We start from the raw sequence: 19840 nt of genomic DNA on the forward strand, positions 1-19840 counted from the left end.
AGGATGAGCGCGATCACCGGCAAAGCCGTCGGCGTACAGACCATCGGCATGACCATGCGTTTCGGCGCCTTCACGGCGCTGGGCGATGTCTCCATCAAGGTGCCGGCCGGCTCCTTCCACGCACTGCTCGGCGAGAACGGCGCCGGCAAGTCGACGCTGGTCAAATGCATAATGGGTTTCTATCACCCGACCGCCGGCGACATTCTGGTCGACGGCCGCGAGGTGGCGATCGCCAGCCCCAGGGACGCATCGGCGCTCGGCCTCGGCATGGTCTACCAGCATTTTACGCTTGTCCCGTCGCTGACCGGTGCCGAAAACCTGGTCATTTCGCGTGAGAAGGTTCCCGGCGTGATCGACTGGCGCAAGGAGCGCGGCGACCTTGCCGTGTTCATGGATCGCATGCCGTTCAAGCTGCCGCTGGACGTCAAGGTGGCCGAACTGGCGGCCGGCGAGAAGCAGAAGCTGGAGATCATCAAGCAGCTTTATCTTGGCCGCTCCTTCCTGGTGCTGGACGAGCCGACCTCCGTGCTCACCCCCGGCGAGGCGCAGGAAGTGCTGGGCCTTGTGCGCGACATGACAAAAGCCGGCGACCTGACCGTGCTGATGATCTCGCACAAATTCCACGAGGTGACGGCGTTCGCCGACGACGTCAGCGTGCTGCGCAAGGGTCGGCTGACCGGCACCGGCCGCGTCGTCGACCTCGACCGCAAAGCCATGGCGACGATGATGATCGGCGATCAGCCGATCGCCGCGCTCGACAGCCGCGCCGAGCCGAAGCCGGACGCCGAGATCGTGCTCAAGGTCAAGGCGCTGAAGGCGCCTGACCGCACCGGGCTGAAGTCGATCCGGATCGAGGATCTCGGCGTGCGCTCCGGCGAGATCGTCGGCATCGCCGGCATTTCCGGCAACGGCCAGAAGGAATTCCTCGAAGTGCTGGCCGGGCAGCGCCCGCGCGATGCCGGCGAAGTCATGGTGCGCGGCACCGCCTATGCGGCGACGCGTGCCGAGGCGCGTGCGCTCAACGTCCGCCTTATCCCGGAAGAGCCGCTGAAGAACGCCTGCGCGCCGAAAATGACGGTGGCTGAGAACATCTCCTTCCGCACCTTCGACATCGACAGCAACGGCAAGCCGGTGAGCTGGATCAGCGCCAGCACCATCAAATCCTTCAGCGCCAGGCTGGTCGAGCAGTTCAAGGTCAAGACCGCCTCGCTTGCCTCGCCAATCGCTTCGCTGTCTGGCGGCAATGTGCAGCGTGCCGTGCTCGCGAGGGAACTGACCGGCGAAGTCGACCTTCTGATCGTCTCCAACCCGTGCTTCGGCCTCGACTTCTCGGCCGTGGCCGAAATTCGCGCCCGCATCATGAAGGCGCGCAATTCGGGGGCCGCGGTGCTCCTGATGTCGGAAGACCTTGACGAGCTTTTGGAGCTCTCGGATCGCATCCTCGTCATGTCCGATGGCGCGCTCGTCTACGAGACGCCGATCGCGCAGGCGAGTGTGCAGACGATCGGCGAGCACATGGCAGGGCATCACTGATGGCAGAAATCGCAGCACAGCCCTTTGCCTTCGGCTTCAAGCCTGAGACCACGGCGCTTATCGTCATCGACATGCAGCGCGACTTCGCCGAACCGGGCGGCTTCGGCGCCAGCCTCGGCAACGACGTCAGTCGGGTCGTGGCGATCGTGCCGACGGTGAAGCGTCTGATCGAAGGCTTTCGCGCTGCCGGCCTGCCGGTGATCCACACCATGGAGTGCCATAGGCCCGACCTTTCGGACCTGCCGCCGGCCAAGCGCGACCGCGGCAATCCGTCGATCCGCATCGGCGATATGGGCCCGATGGGACGTCTACTGATCGCGGGCGAACCCGGCACCGCGATCCTCGACGAGCTTGCGCCCTTGCCCGGCGAGATCGTCATCGAGAAGCCCGGCAAGGGGGCCTTCTATGCGACCAGCCTCAGCAACGACCTCAAGTGGATCGGCGCCCGCCAACTCGTCTTTGCCGGGGTGACGACCGAAGTCTGCGTGCAGACGACGATGCGCGAGGCCAACGACCGTGGCTATGAATGCCTGCTCGCCGAAGATGCGACGGAAAGCTACTTTCCCGAATTCAAGGCAGCGGCCCTGGCCATGATCAGGGCGCAGGGCGCCATCGTTGGCTGGACGGCAACGACCGACCAGGTGCTCGAGGGAATTGCTAATGCCTAATCTTGCCTTTGCCGGCCTGCTCGACAGCGGCTGGCGCGATCTGGCGTTCGAGCATTTCCGCGACGGCATCAGCGTGCACTGGCTGCTGAAGGGCGGACCGGTCGAGCCGTCGGTCGCGATCCTCAGCTACCAGCCTGGCGCCGGCGTGCCGCGCCACCGCCATGCCGGGCTGGAAACCATCGTCGTCCTGGAAGGGACCCAGAGCGACGAGAACGGCGACTATCCTGCCGGCAGCGTGATCCTCAATCCGGTCGGGACCGAGCATTCGGTGTGGACGAAGGAGGGCTGCGTCGTGCTGATCCAATGGGATCTGCCGGTGATCATTCTGGGGGAGACGAAATGAGTGATGTCCACTTCGACATAGCGAGCCTGCACGCGGCCTATCGGAGCGGCCTCAGCGTTGGCGATGTGATTGCGACTATCCATGCCCGCATCGAGACAGCTGATGATCCGGGCATCTTCATCCACCTCGCCGCCCGGGCGGATCTGCTTGCGGCGGCCGAAGCGCTTGGCCCGTTCGATCCGGTGGGAAAACCGCTCTGGGGTATTCCCTTCGCCGTCAAGGACAACATCGACGTCGCCGGCATGCCGACGACGGCGGCCTGCGCCGAATACACCTACTGGCCCGACGGTGACGCCACCGTAGTCGCGCGGCTCAGGGCCGCCGGCGCGCTGGTCGTCGGCAAGACCAATCTCGACCAGTTCGCCACCGGCCTCGTCGGCGTGCGCACGCCCTGGCCGATCCCGCGCAACGCCATCGATGCGGAGCTCGTGCCGGGCGGCTCCTCCTCAGGGTCGGCGGTGGCGACGGCACGCGGCATCGTCTCCTTCGCGCTGGGCACCGACACCGCCGGCTCCGGCCGCATCCCGGCCGGCCTCAACAACATCGTCGGGCTGAAGCCGACGGTCGGCGCGCTGTCGGCCGCCGGCGTGGTGCCGGCCTGCCGAACGCTCGATTGCGTCTCGGTGTTCGGCCTAACCGTCGACGACGCCTATCGGGTGTTCTCGGTCGCAGCCGCGCGCGATGCGGCCGATCCCTATTCGCGCGACATCGCCATCCAGCCGCTCGCCACGCGTCAGCCGGTGCTGACTGTCGGCGTGCCGGCAAAAGCCGACCTCAAATTCTTCGGCGATGCGGCGATGCAGGCCGGATTCGAAACCTCGCTTGCCATGCTGTCGCGGGTCGGCTGCCGGCTGGTCGAAATCCCGTTCGGCGATTTCTACGCGACCGCCAACCTGCTCTATGAGGGCGCCTGGGTGGCAGAACGCTATGCGGCGATCCGCGATTTCATGGAAGCCAACGAAGCCGCCATGCATCCGGTGACGCGCAAGATCATCGGCGGCGCCAGAAGTCTGTCGGCGGCGGACGCCTTTCGCGGCCTCTATGCCTTGCAGGCTTACAAGGCGAAGCTCGCCCCGGTCATCGCCTCGGTCGACCTGTTCTGCGTGCCGACCGCGCCGACGCATTACACCACTGCCGGCGTGCTCGCCGATCCGGTCGAGACCAACAGCCGGCTCGGCACCTACACCAATTTCGTCAACCTGCTCGATATGTGCGGCATTGCCGTACCGACCGGCACGCGCGATGACGGCCTGCCGATGAGCGTGACGCTGCTTGCGGCCGCCGGACTGGACGGCCTTGTAGCGTCCGTCGCGCGCGATCTCCATGCCGCGAGCGGCCTCACCCTCGGCGCGATCGGCTGGCGGCAGCCGAGCGCGCAGCCTGTCGGCGCATCGGCCGAAGACGGCACGATCGAATTGGTGGTGGTCGGCGCTCACCTCTCGGGAATGCCGCTCAATGGCCAGCTCAGGGAGGCTGGTGCCCGGTTCTGTCGGGCGATGAGGACAGCCTCTTCATACAAGCTTTATGAGCTCGCGGGCCAAGCGACGCCCAAGCCGGGACTGGTTCGTGTCGGGAACGGCGGCACTGCGATCGAGGTGGAGGTCTGGCGGCTCCCTGCCGACGCTTTCGGCCACTTTGTGGCCGCCATCCCGCCGCCGCTGGGCATTGGCAGTATAGAGCTTGATGACGGCAGCACCGCCAAAGGCTTTCTGGTGGAATCCGTGGGCTTGCTAGGCGCTTATGACATCTCATCATTCGGCGGCTGGCGCCGCTTTCTGTCAGATCGCGTTCCCGCTTGAACACTTCGTCAACGGACTTTGCGAAGGCAAGAGCAGCTGGCGGCGCCGACCGAGGCAGGTTGAACTTCTGATATCCTTCGTTGCGAAGCCGGAAAGCTGCCATTCCGCCTGCAGCCCAAAACCAGCCAAGCTTGTCACGGGTTCATCGATCCTTTTGTCCGCGTGCATGGAAAACTAGTCCTCCTCTTGGTCCTTAGGTTCGCCTGACCATACGAGGGAATACGAAGGAAACGGGTTGGCGAACCATCCGCTAACATATTGATCTTGTGTAGAAAACGTTGTCCCTCCGGGCCCACCATAACCATTGATTTTTGAGGCGGCAAATCACGGCTGCTTCATGCCACAATCATTCTCTGACGCAGCTGCGGAATAGAGAAGCAGAGAGAATGCTAAGCCTGGACGTCAAATCGCGCCGAGCAGACTCTGTTGTGGACAAGAAAACCCGGCGGCAACCCGCCGGGTTTCGGTTTCGCCGAAGCGAGACCTGTTAGAAGTCGCGCTGGAAGCGGAGCATACCACCGACGCTGTTCTCCTTGTCGGCAGGCGTAAACGCGGGGTTGACAAAGTCAACATCGCCAAACCGGCCTGCATGGAGATAGTCGACTTCGGCCGTGACCGTGAAGCCGGGAACAACGTTGTAAGCGACGTTCGCTGCAACGCCGAGGTTCTTCCAGTCGTCAGCAGACACCTGAAGGTTGAACGAGGTCTTCTCGTTGAATTTGTAGGTGCCACCACCCCAGACTGCCCAGTTGCCGCCCCACTGCTTGTAGAAGCCGCGACCGTTGGCCGGGAAAGCCAGCGTCCCGTCGCTGAGGTTGTCGTCGGTGCCGTAGCCCGCCATGACCCACAGTTGCAGAGCGTCAGACACGTTCACGTCCAAGCGGGCCTTGAAGGCGACTTCTTCGTAGTTGCTGTCATAAGCGACGACACCGGTGATGGCGCCCCAGCCCTGCGTCCACTTCACACCGCCGACGACATGCGGAACGTAGCTGTCGATCGTGTAGGCGCCATAGCCTTCTTCGAGCGAGACGACGGCGGAGAAGCCGTTGCCAGCATCGAAGTAGTACTGGATGACGTTGGTATCGAAGACGCCGTACGGAACCAGCGTATCCTGGAGGACGTTGCCGGCGTAGCCGACGAACGTATCGAAGGCCGATTCGTCCTTGCCGACGCGCAGACCACCGAGCTGGATCCAGGCGAAGTTCAGCTCGGTGTCCTTATTGTGAGCGTCGTTGCCGAACTCGTCACCGAAGCCGTTGGTATTGCCGAATCTGAAGCGGGTCTCGGTGTAGGTCTTCAAGGTACCGAGTTCGGTTTCCTGGCCGGTCCAGGTCTTCAGCGTGAAGCGGGTGTTCTTGAAGTACGTGCTGTTGTCATCTCCATCCTGATGATCCGCGGATTTCGCACCGTCGAACGAGCCGGTGTCACCGATGCCGATGTCGTAGCGGACATAGCCGCCGATGCGCAGGCAGGTTTCGGTGCCGGGGATGTAGAAGTAGCCAACGCCGTAGACGTCGCAGATCTTGACGTATTCAGCGGGTTCCGGCTCGGCGACGACGACGGCGTCGGCGGCGCGCGCACCGGAAACAGCGATTAGAGCCGCAGCGGAGCTGAGAAGAAGGCTCTTGACGTTCATTTTAAACTCCAGCTTCAAAGTGGGTGCCGTGAATCTACCGGCCTCCGAAAGAGATGAGTCACACTCTTTTCCAAGTGCGAGATTTACGCTCGCGCTTAGTCACCACAATCGAAATCGGCCGCAACGAAATCAGTCGAGACGACATTGCCCAAACGATGTGACAAAAAAGGTACTATTTCGTTTCAACCCTAGGTCGCAGTAACGATTAAACTATCTGAGCCAGATAGCGATAGCGGCGCGTTTAACGAAGAAACCCGTGAAGTTGGCCAGCTGCTTGTCGTAGCGGGTTGCGACACTGCGGAACTGCTCGAGCTTCGGAGAATGGCCCGCCGTCTTCGGCGACGCCAAGATGACGACAGCGCTCCTCGACCGTCTCACCCATCATTGCGAGATCATCGAGACCGGCAACGAGTCCTGGCGCTTCAAGAACCGCGCCTGATCACCCAATCAGCTGCCAAGCGCAATCCGCGCTCGCCCGGGCTGCGCAACCCTGACCAGGTCCGCCCGGGCGAACGTTGACCGCTCCGCACTACATAAAGGGGGTCAAAATTGGACGCCGATCGGAGGGCAGTTTTGGAAGCCGTTTGACAAACGGGATCTGGCGGAAATGTGTGACCGAACCAACAGGCGGCGAAAAGTTCGCATTTGAAGGTGGAATTGCGCCGACAGCATTCCTCAAAAATCAGTGCTGCAAGTCATATGCTTGACCCGTCGATCGTAGTTGCTCAAGTGTTTTTCCTGCGCAACTTCCCGACCCGTCTGCGCCCACCGGATCGGCCTTGCCTCTTACAGTTATGGTGCCGGCCAGCCTGTCCGGCGAAATATAGACGGCAACCCCGTCTTGGCTAATTGTGGACAAATAGAAAGCACGATGCAGACCGCTAACCTCGCAATGCACCAAGAAGGGAAAGTCATCAAATGATCCCTCGCTGGAGTGCGCGATGGCCACAAACTGCGATAACGCAATGGCAGCAAAAGCTGCTCTTACGCGAGGATTCCGCCAAGACGCGACATATGCCATTGATTGGAACCCCACTTGCTCGCCGTTATCCTTGATCGCCCGGTCGTGACGGTGGTGGTGCGGACAACCACGCCATTCCCACATCCGCCCTATGAGCGGCTCTTCGAAAACCAAGTTCCGCACATAACAAGTTTCGCGCATATAGTGTCATTTGGCAAGTTCAGGCCCAGCGAGTGCAATCGGAAAATGGCGCTTCATGGTATGTGTCCTCCCAAAAATCCCCGCCTCAGTTGGGGCGCCGTCGGCTGCCTAGTGTCTCGCCCTTACTCTAAAAGTTTGGACCCTTGTTCCACGGGCGCCGTGCCTGGGATGTCGCCCAGAACGCTTCACCGTATCTGCCTTATCTAATAGTGCGGCGAACAACGCCTGGATCGGTTTGCTCTGCATCGCGGATTGTGCGGGCATCGTGGATGTCCGTGATGGGCGATCAAGTCAATCACACGTTGCCGCAGCCCCAAGCGCTTCGGCACGGGAAGGTTTGTGCAAATCGGCGATCCGCCGAACAGAAGCATAGAACCTTGGATAGTCGCCGGAGCACAGATCGAACAAGCGAAGAAACGCCGGAACCTGTTCGCCATAGACAGCGGTCGCGGCGAGCTTTGCGTTGTTGATCGGGGCATCGAACCACGGGTCGTACCCCCGGTATCCGCCCCAGCGCCTGTCGCGCATTTGCCTGTAGCGCGTCCGGAGCTTGTCGATCGTGGCTGCCTTGGCAGCCGCCATCTGCTCCGGGGTACGGGGACTTGCATAGACCTGCCCCAACTCGTCCCGCGTTTTCGACAGCAGTCCAAGAAAATCGGCACGGCGCTTGCGATCGGCTTCGTAGCGGCGCAATCCGGCGCGATCGCCAGCTGCGCGCAACCATTTCCTTACGCCGGTGGTTTCGACGGCAACCGCGAAAGCCTCATTGAATGCGGAGTCGTCATTCACATAGATGCGCTGATGCGCCAGCTCGTGAAAGACAAGGCTTGCGAGGTACGTGTCGTCCTGACGAAGCATGGTGCTTAGCAGCGGGTCACTGGACCAGCCCAAGGTGGAATAGGCGGTGATGCCTGTGACATAGACGTCCAGCCCCTGCCTATGAAGTTCGACAGCGCTTTCAGCCGCGGATTTCCGAGCAAAGTAGCCCCGGTACGGAACGCAGCCGAAAACCGGAAAGCACCAGGTTCGCGGCGTCAGGGAGAATTGTGGCGCCGCAAAAACGGCCCAGGTCACAGCGTCCCGACCGATGTCAACATAGCTGCGGTAGCTGCCGTTTTCGGGCAGAGCCAGTTCATCTGTGGCAAACCGACGTATGGCGCTCGCCGACGTCAACTTGGCGCGCAATGCCTCGGGCGTGGAAGGATCATGGATCAGTTTTCCAACATTTTCGCGCGCCGCCATGATCTGCACATGACCCTCCAGGGACTGCGCGTAGTAGGAAATGCTTGTGCAGCCGGTCACCCCGGACGCCATGATCATCGCGGCAAGCAATCGAAAAACGCGCTTCACCAGCTTGCCCACCGCTTGCTCTTCTCCCCATGGAGCAAATATCCCCATTGCCCCGGTCTCAAACAGGCGCACCTATTTTCGTCAAGGTCTGGAAGGGGTGGCGGGTCGAAATTTCGACTTTGGCAGGTTTGGCAAATGCGGGCCATTCGCCTACGAGTTGACGGATGTCCCACCGCGGGACGGAGTCCGCAAGATGCGGACTGTCCACTGGGATGCCACATTCCCCCAAGCTGCCGGTCTGCTGCCGGTCCTACCTCAGTCCTTCGATGTTACCAGTAGTGTGGCTTTTCTGAGCGCGGAGCAGACAGGACGTTACGATGCGGATGCTGCGACCTTGGAAGGCACACCGCGTCCGAACTCGACGTCCCAGCTACGCTCCAAAGGTGCGGCTTCGCCACTCAACCCGAGTTTGGGGAAAAGCAGTTCGGCGACGTTGAACGCCTCTTCCAGGTGCGGGTAGCCGGACGCGATGATCGTTTCGATGCCGATGTCCTGATACTCACGTATGCGCGCTGCAACATTGTCGGGATTGCCGACCAGCGCCGTTCCCGCGCCGCCACGCACCAGCCCAGGTCCAGCCCACAGATTCGGGCCGACAACCAGCCGGTCGCGCCGGCCCTGATGAAGTGCTGACATGCGCTTCTGCCCAACGGATTCCGAGATGTGGACAAATCCGTTCTGGGCTTCGGCGATCAGGTCGTCGGTGACGTGGCTGATCAGCCGGTCAGCGGCAGCCCAGGCCTCATCCTCCGTTTCGCGTACGATCAGATGAATGCGAAGGCCGAAACGGATCGTGCGGCCTTGTGCAGCCGTTGCTTTCCTCACGCGATCGATCTTCTCGGCAAGCTGGTCCACCGGTTCGCCCCAGCTCAGATAGGCGTCCACATGCTTGGCGGCGATCGCAATGCCGGCGTCGGAAGAGCCTCCGAACCAGAGTGGCGGATGGGGTTGCTGAACCGGCGGGAAGGAAATGTCGGTGCCGTGGGCAGAAAGGTACTTGCCCTCGAAATCCGCTGGCTCACCCGAAAGTATCCGCCGCCAGATGGTCAGGAACTCGTCGGTTTGCGCATAGCGCTCGTCATGGCTGAGCTTGTTGCCGTCGCCGGCGAGGTCGGCTGGATCCGCACCGGTGACGACATTGAGCAGGACGCGGCCGCCGGAGATGCGGTCCAGGGTGGCGGCATGACGGGCAAACAGGGCCGGTGTTCCGCTGCCCGGCCGAAGCGCGACGAGGAACTTCAGCCGTTCGGTGAGCGGGATCAGCCCGGCCGCCACGATCCAGGCGTCCTCACACCGCGTCCCGGTGGGCAGCAGCACGCCCTTGAAGCCAAGCCGGTCGGCGGCCTGGGCGATCTCCTTGAGATAGCCGAAGGTTGCCGGGCGGTGCCGCTCGTCGGTGCCGAGATACGGTCCATCGCCATGCGTCGGCAGGTACCAGTAGAGGTCGAGCGGCTTGCTGGGCATCGGATTGTTCCTTCAGCGATGTGGAATGTGTGGGCAGGCAAGCGTCAGAGCTTGCCCTTCCAGGGGATGAGACGGTGCTCCAGCCAGCGCATGCCGCTGGTGAACGCAAAGGCAAGGATGGCGATGACGATGAGGCCGACGAAGACGACGTCGGTGGCGAGGAAATTGGCGGCCGACATGATCATGTAGCCAAGGCCTGACTGGGCCGCGATAAGCTCGGCCGCGACCAGCGTCGACAATCCGGCACCGATGGCAATCTTCAAGCCGGTCATGATTTCCGGCAATGCGGACGGCAGGATGATGCTGGTGAACAGTTGCAGCCGGCTGGCGCCGAGCGACAGCGCGGCATTGATGCGTTCAGCCGGCACTGACCGGACACCGGCCTGTGCGGCAAAGCAGATTGGGGCAAAGGTTGACAGCGACAGGAGCACGATCTTGGAAGTCTCGCCGATGCCCAGCCAGATGATCAGCAGGGGCAGGTAGGCCAGCGGCGGCAAGCCCCAGTAGAGATCGATCGGCACGCTGAAGATGCCCTTGACCCAACGATTGAGGCCCATCAGCAGGCCGAGCGGAATGCCCAGGAAAATGCCGACGCCGAGCGCCGCGGCGATACGGCCCAGGCTTGCCAGTGTGTGGTCGAGAAGCGTGCCGTTGGCATAACCGTCGGCCCAGACGGCGCTGAACTGGGTCAGCACCTCGGCTGGCGACGGCAGGAACAGCGGCGACGCCCAGCCAAAGCGCGCGGCGATGAACCACAACGCGATCAGTGCAGCCAGCGTGACCAGGCTTATGCCGAGCGTGCCTGTCGACGCGGATCGGCGTGGCCGGAGGGAAGGCCTGCGCTGGGTCGTCGAAGGTGGGAACGAAGTCGGGGAATTGGCGGCAAGCGTCATTGCAAGGTTCCTGTGCGGGCGCCTTCCGGCTGGTGGATCAGCGAGCGGATTTCCTGACGCAGTTCAATGAAACGCGGGTGGGACCGGATCGGCCCGATGTCGCCGCTCCTGGCAAACTCGCGGACGAAATCGGCCTCGAACCGGGCAACGATACGGCCAGGCCGAGGCGACATCACAACGATGGTCGTGCCGAGCGTGAGGGCTTCCTCTATGGAATGGGTGATGAACAGGATCTGCTTGCCGGTCTTGGCCCAGACCGAGGCCAGAAGCTGCTGCATTGTCTCGCGCGTCAGGCTGTCGAGGGCGCCGAACGGCTCGTCCATCAGCAGGATCTTCGGATCGGTGGCCAGGGCTCGCGCGATGCCGACGCGCTGGCGCATGCCGCCGGACAGTTCATAGGGCGGCTTTTCGGCGAAATCGGCGAGCCCGACCAGTTCCAGCAGACGCCTCGATCGCTCATGGCGTTCACTGCGCGGCACGCCCCGGTATTTCAGGCCGAGAGCAACGTTGTCCAGCACATTGGCCCAGGGCAACAAGGTATCCTTCTGGAAGACGACACCACGATCGCCGCCGGGGGCGACAATCTCCTTTCCATCCAGAGTGATCGTGCCCTGGGTGAGCGGCAGGAAGCCGGCGATCGCGTTGAGCAATGTCGACTTGCCGCACCCGGAAGCACCGACGGCGACGACAATGGAATCAGGTGCAATGTCGAGCGAGACGTGATCGAGCGCGTGAACGTCCTGGCCGTCGGAAGCTGGAAAGGTGACGCTGGCGTCGCGAATTCGAAGCATGGTGGCCTCCAGGCAAGCCTGGCTGGCGAGATTGCCGCCAGCCAGAGCCGAATGTCGTTCAAGGACTTTTAGTTGGAAGCCTTGGCGGCCTCCGCATATTGCGGATCGGCGGCTGAGGCGTAGCTGTCCTTGATGGCGGTGATCTTCTTCTGGTCCTTCAGGAAGCCCGCAGTGTCCTTGAGGATTTTCGCGACAGCGCTCTTGTCGCCACCGCCCAGCCATTTGTCGGAAGCCTGTTCGTCGAGCGGCGGAACCACCGTCGTCTTCAACTGCTCCGAATTCTCGGCCGCCGTGCCGCCCTGCAATTTGGCGATCGCCTTGGCGCTCTCGGAGTCCGGTCCCCAGGAAGCCGGGTTGGTCAGGTATGACGTCGTGTAGCCGTCGATCAGCCGCACATACTGGCCGAGGAAGTCGGGATTGGCCTTGGCAAAATCGCCGGTCACGACAAGTGCGCTGAAGGTCGGAGCGCCGCGATCAGCGACCTGGCCGGCTGTGAGCAGGACCTTGCCGTTCTTCTTGAGTTCGGAGAGTGCCGGATCCCAGACGAAGGCGCCATCGATGTCACCGCGCTTCCAGGCCGCGACGATTTCGGGCTGAGGAATGGCGATGACCTGGGTTTCCTTCTCCGTGATGCCTTCCTGCTTGAGTACGGCGAGAAGCTGGTAATGGTCAGTCGAGACGGGTGCTGCGGCGAGCTTCTTGCCCCGCAAGTCGGCCGGCGACTTGATCTCGGGCCGCACCACCAGGGCTTCGCCGTCACGAGAGACCGAGGAGATGTAGAACGCCTTCACGTCGATGCCCCTGCTGACGGCGGCCGCGAACGGGCTCGATCCGACATCACCGATCTGGACGTCGCCGGATGCGATGGCGGCGAAGATGTCGGCGCCTGAATTGAAGCGGCGGAATTCGATGTCCCAGCCGGTCTTCTTGGCAAGATCGCCATTGGCAATGCCGAGATTGTACGGATTGGCACCCGTCTGGTAGGCGATGACGACTTTCTTGTCGGCGGCAAGCGCTGCGGCGGAGCTGGCCGCCAGGGCAAGCCCGACAAGGGCAGCGGAAATCAGTTTTCGCATGGTATCTTAATCCTTTGAAACAGAGGGCACAGCTTCGATTGCCAGCCCTGAGGGAGGGGCCGAGGATTAAAGTCCACTAATATTATAGACTTAGACAGGGATGAAATTCCGAAAGGCTGGCCCTCGGTAAAAAATTACGGCTTCGACGCGAACCGGCCCCAACGGATCATTCTCACGCAAACCCGAGGGGCCGGTCCGACGCATTATTTGTGGGGATCAGTCCGTTTATCGGCGGGTCGAATTTCTCTCGACTGCCGCGGCCGCTCTAGCTTGAACTAATGCTTGCTGTTCACCGGCTTGCGATTATGGTTGGCCAAGTTTCTGAGGCGGCAGGGGAAACAGCATTTTGCCTCGTCGATCAGCTCGATCGCACCTGCTTGGTCTGATCGCGGCCGCGGTGATACCGGTCTGGCTCTTCGCGGCCTATCTGCTGGTCCAATATGCTGTGCATGAGCGGTCCCGCTTCGAACAGGATGCTCGCCAAACCGCCCGGCAGGTTTCGCTCGTTGTCGAGGGCGAACTAGCCAATCTTCAAACGACTCTCAACGGTCTGTCGAAATCGCCTGCTCTGGCCAATGGCGATCTGGAAACCTTTCGCGGCGAGGCGCTCAGCCTGGTCGAAGGGACGGACCGGATCATCGTCCTGCGCGATTTAGGTCGCAATCAGTTGTTGAATACAGGGATCGGGCACGGTGAAGTTCTGCCGCCGGTCGAACCGATGCCGGCAGGGGATCTGGAGAAACTCAGAGCGTCCGGCATTTTCGTCAGCGACGTCTTTGCCAGCAAGGATTCCAAAAACTACCGCATAGCCGTTGCCATACGGGTGCCGGCGCCGACGGGCGAAGATCTGGTCCTTTCGATTTCCATCCCGACCGGACGCATCCGGGATGTGATGATGCCTGCTGTTCTTGAGGGGTGGACGGTTGGTGTTGGAGATCGCCACGGAAGTTACGTGGCACGTTCCAGGTCGCATCAGGAGATGAGCGGCAAGCCTGGATTGCCGGAATATCTGGAAAAAATCGTTGGTCGCTCCGGCAGCTTCACATCCCGCAACTTCGAGGGCACCACGCTGCTGGCGGGCTACTACCGATCCTCCTTTTCCGATTGGTTCTATACCGCCAACGTACCGCTTTCCGAGGTGCAGGCGCCGCTATGGCGCTCGCTCGCGGCAATTTGCGGGATCGGCCTGCTGGCGCTTCTTGTGTCGATCGCTCTCGGCTACGTCGTGGGAAAGCGCTTCACTGGAGCGACCACCGACCTAGCTGCCCGCGCTGAGGCGCTTGGTCAGGGCCGCGCAGTTGAGCCCATGTCCACCACGGTTGCCGAGTTCGGCGCCATTGCGCAGGCGCTGGTAGACGCCGAGCGCGCCATCGCCGAGCGCCGGTATGAATTGGAGACAGTACTGGAGACGGTGCCGGCAGCCGTCTGGTTCACCTATGACCCCCAAGCCCTCCAGGTCATTCGCAATCGCTTCGCGGCGGAACTCATGGGTTTGCCGACCGACGCCCGCAAATCGTTTGGCGCGCCCGACCTCGTGATCAACACCGTGGCGGTCAAGGACGGGCATACGGTGAGCCGAGAGGACCGGCCTCTGAGCCGGGCCATGCGTGGCGAGCTGACAGACAACGAAGAATTCGCCTATACGCTTCCGTCTGGCGTGGAGCGCTTTCTGCTCTCGAGCGCGCGTCCGATCCGCAGCCCGGGCGGCAGCATAATTGGTGCCGTGCAGATCAGCCTTGATATAACCGACCGCAGACGCGGCGAAGAGCATCGCAAATTGCTGGTCAACGAACTCAACCACCGCGTCAAGAACACGCTTTCGGTGGTCCAGGCAATCGCAAGCCAGACGATCCGCAACGCAACCACTTTGCCCGAGGCAGGACGGGTCCTGTCCGACCGACTCATCTCGCTGGCGAAGGCGCACGATATCCTGACGCAGAAGAACTGGAGCGGCGCCGATCTCCATGATCTGGTCACAGCCTCGATCAAGCCACACGCTCCGATCGAACGATTTCAAATCAGCGGAGGCAAGGTTTGGCTTCCGCCCAACGTCGCCCTTTCATGTGCTCTAGCACTTCATGAACTTACGACAAATGCGATCAAATATGGGGCGCTGTCGAATTCAAACGGCAGGGTTTCGCTATCCTGGAAGCTTGTTGGTCAAAAACAGCAACGCCAACTTGAACTCGAATGGCGAGAGACTGGTGGCCCGACCGTCGGCCCCGTCGAGCGCAAGGGGTTTGGCACCCAGCTCCTGGAGCGCATATTCGACTCCGATTCCGCGGGACGCGTGGTGCTGACTTTCGAAAGATCGGGACTGGTCTGCCTTTTCCAGGTGAACCTGTCTGAGCCGAATGAGGCTGAAGCACATTTTCCAGGCAGCGAAACTTAGACCTCGCTGTTCAGTCCAAACTATTTTCGGGTGCGCCAATGGCGCATGGCGGACCCTTGGAAAGTCATTCGCTTGAGTTGATTGCCGGCGTGTCGCTTCTGGCACCGTGTGATTTCAGGCTGCGTCGCAAGAACGGCGACAGATGGGATCGTCAGACCATCAATCCGCAGTCTTGCCCAATGTGTCGGCGACGACCGCACCGCGCTTGCCCATGGGCAGGGCAGGGCCCGTGGTCGAGTCAACGGCCGTCTGATGTTCCATCTCCGCGTTGATGGCGGCGCCGGCAATAAGGATGATGACTGAAATCCAAGTCCACATCATCAAGCCGACCACCGCGCCAAGCGATCCGTACGTGGCGTTGTAGTTGGCGAAATGCTGCAGATAGAACGAGAAGAGCCACGATGCCCCGATCCAGACAGTGGTCGCGATCAAGGCTCCCCAACTCAGCCATCGCCACTTGGCATACTCTCGACTCGGCCCGAAGCGATAGAGCAGGGAAATGCCGGTCAGCGTGGTGCAAACCAGGATCGGCCATCGGGACGCCGCAACAAGCGTTTCGGTCCAGGCATCAAGGTAGAAATAGCGCAACAATGCCGGAACGACGCCCACGGTCAGCAACAGCACGATGCCAATTAGCAAGGCTCCGACCGTAAACAGGATCGACATCAGGTTGAGGGTGATGAAGCTGCGTTTCTCGCGCTCTTCATAAGCAATGTTCATGGCGTCGAAGAGCGCCTTCATGCCGCTGTTGGCGCTCCATAACGCGATGCCAAGGCCGATGAAGAAGCCGGTTCCGAGAGCACCCGGTTTCTGCTTGGCCAGGGCCTGCAATTGGTCGCGAATAAGATCGAGCCCGCCCGACGGCAGCAAACCGCCCAGATAGGCGACATGATCCGCGACCGTGACAGGATCCGCGACGAAACCATAGATCGAAATGAAGGCCGCCAGCGCCGGAAACAGGGCGAGCAATAGATAGAAGGTCGCGCCTGCCGCGACCAGCAGGACCCGGTCCTTGTTGAATTCTTCCCACAGCCGCCAGAAGATATCCTTCCAGCCCAGTGCCGGGATCTGTGATGGCCAGGCAGCATCGCGTCCGCGGCCTCTAGGCTCCGACCGCAGGGTGGCTTTGCTGCCCTCTGTGGTTGATGCAGCTCGACTGGCCGCTTCCCCATCGATGAGTGAGGGTTTCGTTCCGGTCGGCTGCTGTTTCCCTTCCGCCTTCGAAGCCACTGTGCGCGCCTCAATCAATCCCGCGTTCAACAGATGTCGTTGGGCGCCGCCAGCGCGGTAACGTACCTCTCGCCTGACCCGGCTTTGCTTAGCCGTCCAGCACCGCCTTTCAGATCGGCGCAGCTACGTCTCTTTCTGCGCGCTCTATTAGGCGACAAGCTATCCCCTAAGGACGGCCCGTCGCTGCCGTGAATGGAGCGACGGGCGTTATGATCAGTCGCGCTTCCGCGGGTCGGAGAATTCGAACCTACCATCCCTGCCGGCCATACCAGTCATCGATATCGCGACGGGCTCGATCCTTCTCGATGCCGTAACGCTCCTGGATCTTGCCTTCGAGCTGATCGCGTTTACCGGCGATTCGATCAAGATCATCGTCAGTGAGTTTGCCCCATTGTTCCTTGATCTTACCCTTGACCTGCTTCCAGTTTCCTTCGACGCGGTTCCAGTCCATGACACAGGGTCTCCTTCGTTTCACACAAGGCCAAACGTCGTCCGAAGAGGGAGGTTCCACGATGTCCTCGCCGTTCGGACTTTCTCAAAACGCTGTGCAGATGGCCGGAGCCTGTTGGGCTGGGCAGGCGGCAGGAACCATCGACCTCGCGGGCCGTTGGGTCACAGGAAGGGACATCCGACAGATGGTTGACGAGCAAGGAAGGCCACCGGCTGCGACGGACGATATGGCTCGTCGTCTGGCTAGAGAGACCGGCATCACCGAAGCACAGGCCCGTGAGTTGATCGACTTCCTCGGGCTCAATTGGGCATCGCTCTTGCGGGAAGCGCGGATGCTGAAAAACAGGAAGCCTTAGACCGCAGCTTTCTGACTGGGATCATGTGGAGCCTGTCGGCAGCCAAGACAAACGGCCGAGCTTTGGGCCGTGTGATCCCGCTGACGGGATCACACGGCCCAATAGTATCAATATCCGTCGGGACACCGTGCGATGTAGACACGCCCATTGCGATCTCTGTAGCGGCACTGACCGGCTTCACTGGCATGCCCGATCACCGCGCCCGCAATGGCTCCAGCGGCACCGCCAACGATCGCGCCTTTCACGGGATCACCGGCTACGGCGGCACCAATTGCCGCACCGCCCAGACCACCGACTGCGGCGCCCTGCTCGGTGCGCGAGCATGCTGCGAGCGGAATGATAAGGCTCAATATGAGCAATGTCTTTTTCATGAGTTGTCCTCCAGCGGCCCGACATTGAGCCCGGTGATAAATGCGCGATTTGTTTTTTCGATCCATCGATTTGCTAAATTAGCTTTTGATTGCGCGAGCCATCTTCAGCGAGGGCAGAAACGGAAGACCGCGTACTGGCTCAAGCACGGGCTGCTCGGCGCATCTGTCCGGCGAGGAAAACCTTCGCATCTGGAAAAGGCGGCATGGGCATTGGAACATTAGACAGTTCCAAGTGTTCACTCGATGCGAGGGTTGCCACCAAATCCTCAAAGACCGGGCAAGAGAGCTTGGTCTGCCAAATCATTTTGAGGAGATCGAACCGTGCACAGCATTATCTATCTCGTCGGGCTCGTCGTCGTCGTCCTTGCCGTTCTGAGCTTTTTTGGCCTCAGGAGGTAGCGCAAAGCCGACATGACCCAGACTGTTGAACCGCCAATATTGCCAGAGGGCAGCCCGGATCGGGAGATCAATTGTGAAGTCGCACTGGAGACTGCATTTGCTGCTTTGGTAACTGCCTCACAGGCGCAGGGATGGACACCCCACGAAACGGCCGTGACCCTGTTGAAGATTGCCACACAACATGGCCAGCAGGTCCAGGCTCTCGTTGCTGCAATCAAGAGCGAGCCGAAATGAGTCAATGGGTTGGCAACGCGGTAGTGGATCAGTTTGAACTCTGAAGCGCTGGCTATTTCTAGCGGCTTCGACCGCCGTCAAAAGGTCGCCAATTTATGGATGTCTGCATCGCCCGAACATGGGACGACAATATCAAAACCGGCAAGAGCGGCTTGCTGCTCATCTCAGACAACTATGATGCCTTCGCCGCGCGCGTTTTGGCGGCAAGAAGCGCGGTTCGCACTCTCGATCTCATGTACTACCTCTGGCATGACGACCACACCGGCCGCTTGCTTCTGCAGGAAGTTCTCCGGGCCGCTCAGCGGGGCGTGCGCGTGCGAATGCTGCTTGATGACGTCAACCCGCGCAAAAGTGATTCTGCATATCTGGCGTTGAGCAGCCATCCAAACATCGAGCTGAAGCTGTTCAATCCGAGCGGCGTCAGAGCACGCGGCATTCTGCGCAGTCTGGAAGTTCTCCTGCGGCTTTTTGCATTGACGCGCAGGATGCACAACAAGGCGTGGATAGCCGACGACGACATCGCCATTGTCGGGGGACGCAATGTCGGCGATGCCTACTTTGATGCAGCAGAAACAAATTTCCGCGACCTCGACGTTCTCCTCCTCGGCCCCGCCGTGCAGCAAACCGCCGAAATTTTCAAGGCTTTCTGGACGTGCCAGGACGCAAAACCAATTGGCGCGCTCGGTCCAGCCGCTGCGACCACGCATGCCGACTTGTTTGGAGGAAGCGATGCCGAAACCGAGTCAAAACTTTTGAACGGGATCGGCGACCATTGGACAATCGCTGAGTTCATTGCGGCCGGCAACAATGTGCACTGGGTGGAACGTGTTCGAGTGATTTCCGATCCGCCGGAGAAAGTGCGCGGCTGGAGGCGTCGCAGTTGGCTGTTAAAGGAATTGCTTCCGACCATTCAGTCGGCGCGCAATTGTCTGGAAATTGTGTCTCCCTATTTCATTCCTGGCAAAAGGGGTTCCGCAATCTTGTCGGACCTCGTCAGCAACGGCGTTGAAGTTGCGGTTCTGACCAATTCCTTGGCAGCCACTGATGTCGCAGCGGTCCACGGCGCCTATGCAAATTATCGCAAGCGATTGCTCAGGAACGGCGTCAAGATTTTTGAGCTTCAGCCCTTCAGCCGGCGGCAGGCGATCTCGGTATTTGGGTCCAAGGGCGCCAGCCTGCACACGAAGGCTTTCAGCGTCGATGACAAGACCGGTTTCGTCGGCTCCTTCAATTTTGATCCGCGGTCGGTGTCGTTGAACTCGGAAATGGGAGTGCTTTTTGAGGATGAGGAATTGGTCGCTGAACTGCGGCGCAGGTTTCAGGCAGAGATATCACCGGAAGCGAGTTATCGGCTCGAACTGAAAAACAACGCGCTCCACTGGCATGGATGCGACGAAGGCAGGTCCCAAAATTATTCTCACGAACCTGAAGCGGGGATTTTCCGCCGCATCCTGGCGATCCTGGTCCGCCATCTCCCGATCGAGTCCCAACTTTAGGCAGCAAAGCGACCATCGAGTGTCACCCTGCTACCGGTCACTCGCCCACGGTGCTCGAGGCATGTGCAGTGTAAGGTCGAGCCCAAGCGCGTAGATCCCTGCGTTAACGCGTCTTCGTGCCGAGGGCAGCAGCCGGGTTGCCTACACGGAGTACACAATGATCGAACTAGATCAGAGCCCACAGCGCGGTCGGCGCG

17 protein-coding genes and 2 pseudogenes are annotated in these 19840 nt (G+C 60.9%); 9 read left to right on the plus strand and 10 right to left on the minus strand.

Going from position 1 to position 19840, the window contains the following annotated elements:
• Positions 1-3: 3 nt before the first annotated feature.
• Genes AC1DYW_RS13610 through atzF form a run of 4 tightly spaced genes read left to right on the plus strand, consistent with a single transcriptional unit; the run spans position 4 to position 4343 of the window.
• Positions 4-1533 carry an ABC transporter ATP-binding protein gene (locus AC1DYW_RS13610; RefSeq protein WP_477226531.1) on the plus strand — a complete coding sequence of 510 codons (1530 nt, stop codon included), beginning with the start codon at positions 4-6 and terminating at the stop codon, positions 1531-1533.
• On the plus strand, positions 1533-2201 hold the full coding sequence (locus tag AC1DYW_RS13615) for a cysteine hydrolase family protein (protein WP_477226532.1): 669 nt from the start codon (positions 1533-1535) through the stop codon (positions 2199-2201). The genes AC1DYW_RS13610 and AC1DYW_RS13615 overlap by 1 nt, the downstream gene beginning before the upstream one ends.
• Entirely contained in the window at positions 2194-2544 is a 351-nt protein-coding gene (locus AC1DYW_RS13620; protein WP_477226533.1) for a cupin domain-containing protein, read from the plus strand. The genes AC1DYW_RS13615 and AC1DYW_RS13620 overlap by 8 nt, the downstream gene beginning before the upstream one ends.
• Complete coding sequence (gene atzF, locus AC1DYW_RS13625; RefSeq protein WP_477226534.1) at positions 2541-4343, plus strand: allophanate hydrolase; 1803 nt, start codon at positions 2541-2543, stop codon at positions 4341-4343. The genes AC1DYW_RS13620 and atzF overlap by 4 nt, the downstream gene beginning before the upstream one ends.
• A 487-nt stretch (positions 4344-4830) precedes the next feature.
• Here the strand turns inward: atzF and AC1DYW_RS13630 are convergent, their stop codons facing one another.
• A complete protein-coding gene (locus AC1DYW_RS13630; protein WP_477226535.1) occupies positions 4831-5979 on the minus strand; it encodes a porin in 1149 nt (382 codons plus the stop codon).
• A gap of 210 nt (positions 5980-6189) precedes the next feature.
• Positions 6190-6294: pseudogene (locus tag AC1DYW_RS13635) on the minus strand (IS5/IS1182 family transposase); the annotation flags it as partial.
• Between AC1DYW_RS13635 and AC1DYW_RS13640 the strand changes: the two are divergent.
• Positions 6290-6418 (plus strand): annotated as a pseudogene (locus tag AC1DYW_RS13640) (ATP-binding protein); the annotation flags it as partial. The pseudogenes AC1DYW_RS13635 and AC1DYW_RS13640 sit on opposite strands and share 5 nt — an antisense overlap.
• Before the next feature lie 1014 nt (positions 6419-7432).
• On the opposite strand, the gene AC1DYW_RS13645 reads toward AC1DYW_RS13640, so the two are convergent.
• From AC1DYW_RS13645 to tauA, 5 genes are all read right to left on the minus strand, one after another.
• The gene (locus AC1DYW_RS13645; RefSeq protein ID WP_477227072.1) at positions 7433-8455 is read right to left on the minus strand and encodes an aminopeptidase; all 1023 of its coding nucleotides are present in this window, start codon (positions 8453-8455) and stop codon (positions 7433-7435) included.
• A 348-nt stretch (positions 8456-8803) separates the two neighbouring features.
• Entirely contained in the window at positions 8804-9955 is a 1152-nt protein-coding gene (ssuD, locus tag AC1DYW_RS13650) for an FMNH2-dependent alkanesulfonate monooxygenase (protein ID WP_477226536.1), read from the minus strand.
• A gap of 44 nt (positions 9956-9999) precedes the next feature.
• Positions 10000-10848, minus strand: coding sequence for an ABC transporter permease subunit (locus AC1DYW_RS13655; protein WP_457153791.1), 849 nt, complete (start codon positions 10846-10848; stop codon positions 10000-10002).
• Positions 10845-11639, minus strand: a complete 795-nt coding sequence (locus tag AC1DYW_RS13660; protein WP_477226537.1) for a taurine ABC transporter ATP-binding protein — start codon at positions 11637-11639, stop codon at positions 10845-10847. The genes AC1DYW_RS13655 and AC1DYW_RS13660 overlap by 4 nt, the downstream gene beginning before the upstream one ends.
• A 68-nt stretch (positions 11640-11707) precedes the next feature.
• Entirely contained in the window at positions 11708-12715 is a 1008-nt protein-coding gene (gene tauA / locus AC1DYW_RS13665; RefSeq protein ID WP_457153789.1) for a taurine ABC transporter substrate-binding protein, read from the minus strand.
• Positions 12716-13061: 346 nt separating this feature from the next.
• On the opposite strand from tauA, the gene AC1DYW_RS13670 reads away from it, so the two are divergent.
• Positions 13062-15107, plus strand: coding sequence for a sensor histidine kinase (locus AC1DYW_RS13670; protein ID WP_477226538.1), 2046 nt, complete (start codon positions 13062-13064; stop codon positions 15105-15107).
• Positions 15108-15266: 159 nt separating this feature from the next.
• Here AC1DYW_RS13670 and AC1DYW_RS13675 read toward each other — a convergent pair whose 3' ends face one another.
• Entirely contained in the window at positions 15267-16337 is a 1071-nt protein-coding gene (locus tag AC1DYW_RS13675; protein WP_477227073.1) for a YihY/virulence factor BrkB family protein, read from the minus strand.
• Between the two features lie 247 nt (positions 16338-16584).
• Positions 16585-16788 carry a CsbD family protein gene (locus tag AC1DYW_RS13680; protein WP_095091057.1) on the minus strand — a complete coding sequence of 68 codons (204 nt, stop codon included), beginning with the start codon at positions 16786-16788 and terminating at the stop codon, positions 16585-16587.
• 61 nt (positions 16789-16849) lie between these two features.
• Here AC1DYW_RS13680 and AC1DYW_RS13685 point away from each other — a divergent pair, with 61 nt between their 5' ends.
• On the plus strand, positions 16850-17143 hold the full coding sequence (locus tag AC1DYW_RS13685; protein WP_477226539.1) for a hypothetical protein: 294 nt from the start codon (positions 16850-16852) through the stop codon (positions 17141-17143).
• 107 nt (positions 17144-17250) lie between these two features.
• Here AC1DYW_RS13685 and AC1DYW_RS13690 read toward each other — a convergent pair whose 3' ends face one another.
• Entirely contained in the window at positions 17251-17514 is a 264-nt protein-coding gene (locus tag AC1DYW_RS13690) for a YMGG-like glycine zipper-containing protein (RefSeq protein ID WP_095091059.1), read from the minus strand.
• Positions 17515-17925: 411 nt separating this feature from the next.
• Here AC1DYW_RS13690 and AC1DYW_RS13695 point away from each other — a divergent pair, with 411 nt between their 5' ends.
• Entirely contained in the window at positions 17926-18147 is a 222-nt protein-coding gene (locus AC1DYW_RS13695; protein ID WP_095091060.1) for a hypothetical protein, read from the plus strand.
• A gap of 95 nt (positions 18148-18242) precedes the next feature.
• The gene (locus AC1DYW_RS13700; protein ID WP_477226540.1) at positions 18243-19643 is read left to right on the plus strand and encodes a phospholipase D-like domain-containing protein; all 1401 of its coding nucleotides are present in this window, start codon (positions 18243-18245) and stop codon (positions 19641-19643) included.
• Positions 19644-19840 lie beyond the last annotated feature (197 nt).

The organism is Mesorhizobium sp. P2_D5, from assembly GCF_056404355.1.